This is a genomic window from Mucilaginibacter sp., assembly GCF_041663085.1.
Classification (GTDB): domain Bacteria; phylum Bacteroidota; class Bacteroidia; order Sphingobacteriales; family Sphingobacteriaceae; genus Mucilaginibacter.
This window is the reverse complement of record NZ_JBAZRC010000237.1, coordinates 1-3,417: the sequence shown is the minus strand read 5'-3', so window position 1 is coordinate 3,417 and position 3,417 is coordinate 1. Positions and strand designations below refer to the sequence as shown.

Sequence of the window (3,417 nt, the reverse complement as noted above, 5' to 3'; positions counted from 1 at the left end):
CCTACAGCCAATGACAATACGTAATCTTTCTCCTTATCCTTTTTCTTCTCCTATAAAATTATTCTTATTCCTGTTTTAAACATCTCATACACAAACATAGGATGACAGCACGCTTTAAATAAGAAAGGCCCCGATAAATCGGGGCCTTTCTTATTATTTTATCTTTATTTTACCAGCGTACCTATTGGCTCGCCGTTGGCAATCTTCATAAAATTACCTTCTTTGTTCATATCAAAAACGATAATAGGCAGTTTGTTTTCCTGGCAAAGGGTAATGGCAGTCATGTCCATTACATTTAGGCCTTTATCGTAAACTTCCTGGAAACTGATCTCGTCATAACGGGTTGCTGATGGGTCTTTCTCCGGGTCGGCGGTGTAGATGCCATCAACACGGGTTCCTTTCAGTACAACATCGGCTTTTATCTCTATAGCGCGTAATGATGCTGCGGTATCAGTAGTAAAATATGGGTTACCGGTACCGGCGCCGAATATCACAATTTTACCAACCTCTAAGTGGTGCATGGCACGGCGACGGATGTAAGGCTCGCAGATCTGCTCCATTTTAATAGCCGACTGTAAGCGGGTTTCTACACCGATGCTTTCCAGTGCGTTTTGCAGGGCCATACAGTTAATAACGGTTGCCAGCATGCCCATATAATCGGCCTGGGCGCGTTCCATGCCGCTTTTTTCGGCACTTAACCCTCTAAAAATGTTACCGCCACCAACAACAATGGCTATTTCTATGCCCTGGTCTTTTACGTTCTTGATGTCGTGCGCGTATTGCAGAACCTGGTTATTATCAATACCATACTGACGTTCGCCCATCAGGGATTCGCCGCTAAGCTTTAGTAATACTCTTTTGTATTTCATTTATAAGGAAGATTTATCAAAAATAGATAATAAATGGTATTGTTAAAATTTTATAACGCCTTCGTTAAATAATTCCCCTGCAATATGGTTGCCAGGGTTTCGTATTGTTTGTTAAAAATGATGAGGTCGGCATCAAAGCCAGCCTCAATTTTGCCTTTTTTTGTCTTAGATGCCAGTTGTGACGGGTAAAGCGATGCCATGTTTACAGCTTCAGCCAGGCCAATCCCCACCTTTTCTACGCAGTTTTGCACGGCCTTAAGCATGGTAAGGCTCGAGCCCGAAAGCGTTCCGTCGGGCATTACATATTTATCACCTTCTAACCTGTGCTGGTAAGTACCTTCGGTAGCGGCCGTAACCGCGTCTGTTATCAGGAACAGTTTATCGCCCAGTTCGCGTTTTGCTAACCGGATCATCGGCCAATCTACGTGGTTACCATCGGCAACAATGCTGGCGTAGGGTTTCTCCTCAAATATCGCAGGGATATATCCTGGTTCGCGGTGGTGCATTTGGGGCATGGCGTTAAACAAGTGTGTAACTGCCGGTATAGGTTTGTTTAAAAAGCTTTTACCCTGCTCATAAGTAGCATTGCTATGGCCCGATGATATGATGATACCCTGCGCGTGCAGGTAATTTATAACTTCCTGGTCCTGCAGCTCCGGAGCTATGGTGATCATGGTGATAACACCATCGGCCTGTTCTACCCAACTTTTCACCTCGGCAAGGGCTGCTTTTTTGATCAGGTTTGCCGGGTGCGCCCCTTTTTTGGCCGCATTTAGATACGGCCCTTCCAGATGTACACCCCAAAAGTTACCCCTTGCGGTTTTACGGTACTCTTTAGCTGCGGCTATGCCCTTTTCAACAATGTCGTTAGTATTTGTACCAATGGTTGCAAAGAAGCCTGTAGTGCCCTGGTTTAGCAGGTCATCTTCCATGCGCTTCAGGGCGTCTACTTCGGGCTTGCCGGCAAATAGTTTACCACCACTGCCGTAGATCTGCAGGTCGATAAAGCCCGGGGCAACATAAGCGCCGTTAAGGTCTTTCTTCTCCGCATCCTGTGGGATGGCTGTTTCATCAACAATAGCTTTGATCTGGCTGCCTTCTATTAAAACGGCTTTGCCCGCGGTAATGCTACCACCCGAAATGATGGTGAGGTTATGAAGTGCTGTTATCATAGTGTCCAAATATGATTTACGCAATGTTACGTCGTACAAAAAGACGCAAAGTATTGCGCCTCTACAATCCCTTAAAAGAAAAGGGCAAAAAAAATCCCCCTCGTTAATAACGAGGGGGATAATATAATTAAGCTCCTAAAGCTACCCGCTTAAATGCGGTAACGGTTAGGCCTTTATCAACCGTATCTAAGAACTGAGCAACAGTTTTAGAAGAGTCTTTAACAAACTCCTGGTTTAATAAGGTAGAATCTTTGTAGAATTTGTTCAGCTTACCTGCAGCGATCTTTTCAACCATTGCTTCCGGTTTACCTTCTGCGCGGATCTGGTCTTTTGCAATTTCCATCTCACGCTCAATAGTAGTAGCGTCAACGCCATCTTTATCGATAGCAACAGGGTTCATAGCAGCAATTTGCATTGCAACGTCTTTACCCGCTTCGTCAGCACCGTCAACAGCTTTGCTTAAACCAACCAATACACCTAAACGGTAGTTACCGTGGATGTAAGCAACAACTTTATCGCCTTCAATCACTTCGTATTTAGATACGCCGATCTTTTCGCCGATTTTACCTGTTTTGTCGATGATAGCATCACCAATTTTAATACGTGAATTTTCAACGTCGATTTCTAAGTTATAAAGTTCTTCGATTAAAGCTGGTTTATTCTGAACAGCTGCATTTGCAATTTCGTTAGCAAAAGCAATAAATTCAGCATTTTTAGCTACGAAATCAGTTTCGCAGTTAAGCTCGATGATAACACCAGTTTTGAAATCTTCAGAAGTACGTGCAATAACAGCACCTTCGTTTGATTCGCGATCCTGACGGCTGGCAGCAACCTTAGCACCTTTTTTCCTTAAAAAATCAATAGCAGCTTCAAAATCGCCATTGGTTTCTGTTAAAGCTTTTTTGCAATCCATCATGCCCGCACCTGTTTGCTGGCGCAGTTTGTTTACATCTGATGCAGATATTTGTACTGTAGACATGTTTTTAGTTTTTTTATTATGTTAAAAGTCGCAAGTCCTAAGTCTGGAGTCACTTAAGACTACAGGCTCAAGACTTACGACTAAATATTATTACTCTTCTGTAGAATCAGCAGCAGGAGCATCAGTTTCAGCAGCTTCGGCTGTTACTTCTGCAGTCCTTTTTCTTTTGCCACCTTCAGAGCGGTCAGCTACTTCAGGAGCATCAGCTTTTGCTTTAGCAGCAGCTGCTTCTTTTTCAGTTTCATCTTCTTTTTCGCGTTTGCGCTCATCTAAACCTTCTTCAATAGCTTTGATGATAATACCGGTGATCAATGAAATTGATTTGGTAGCATCGTCATTCGCCGGGATAGGGAAATCGATGTTTGAAGGATCAGAGTTTGTATCAACCATTGCAAAT

Annotated in this window: 4 protein-coding genes; all 4 read right to left on the bottom strand. The window is 43.4% G+C overall.

Going from position 1 to position 3,417, the window contains the following annotated elements; translation table 11 throughout:
- Positions 1–164: 164 nt before the first annotated feature.
- Entirely contained in the window at positions 165–869 is a 705-nt protein-coding gene (pyrH, locus tag WC615_RS23005) for a UMP kinase (RefSeq protein ID WP_372980365.1), read from the bottom strand.
- Positions 870–919: 50 nt separating this feature from the next.
- Entirely contained in the window at positions 920–2,041 is a 1,122-nt protein-coding gene (gene nagA / locus WC615_RS23000; RefSeq protein WP_372980364.1) for an N-acetylglucosamine-6-phosphate deacetylase, read from the bottom strand.
- A gap of 127 nt (positions 2,042–2,168) precedes the next feature.
- Entirely contained in the window at positions 2,169–3,020 is an 852-nt protein-coding gene (tsf, locus tag WC615_RS22995) for a translation elongation factor Ts (RefSeq protein WP_372980363.1), read from the bottom strand.
- A gap of 90 nt (positions 3,021–3,110) precedes the next feature.
- On the bottom strand, positions 3,111–3,417 hold a 307-nt coding region (locus WC615_RS22990; RefSeq protein WP_372980362.1), incomplete at its 5' end, for a 30S ribosomal protein S2.

What these genes read in the sequence shown, in the direction of transcription:
- pyrH (WP_372980365.1), bottom strand. Translation starts at nt 869, where the DNA reads ATGAAATACAAAAGAGTATTACTAAAGCTTAGCGGCGAATCCCTGATG.
- tsf (WP_372980363.1), bottom strand. Translation starts at nt 3,020, where the DNA reads ATGTCTACAGTACAAATATCTGCATCAGATGTAAACAAACTGCGCCAG.
- nagA (WP_372980364.1), bottom strand. Translation starts at nt 2,041, where the DNA reads ATGATAACAGCACTTCATAACCTCACCATCATTTCGGGTGGTAGCATT.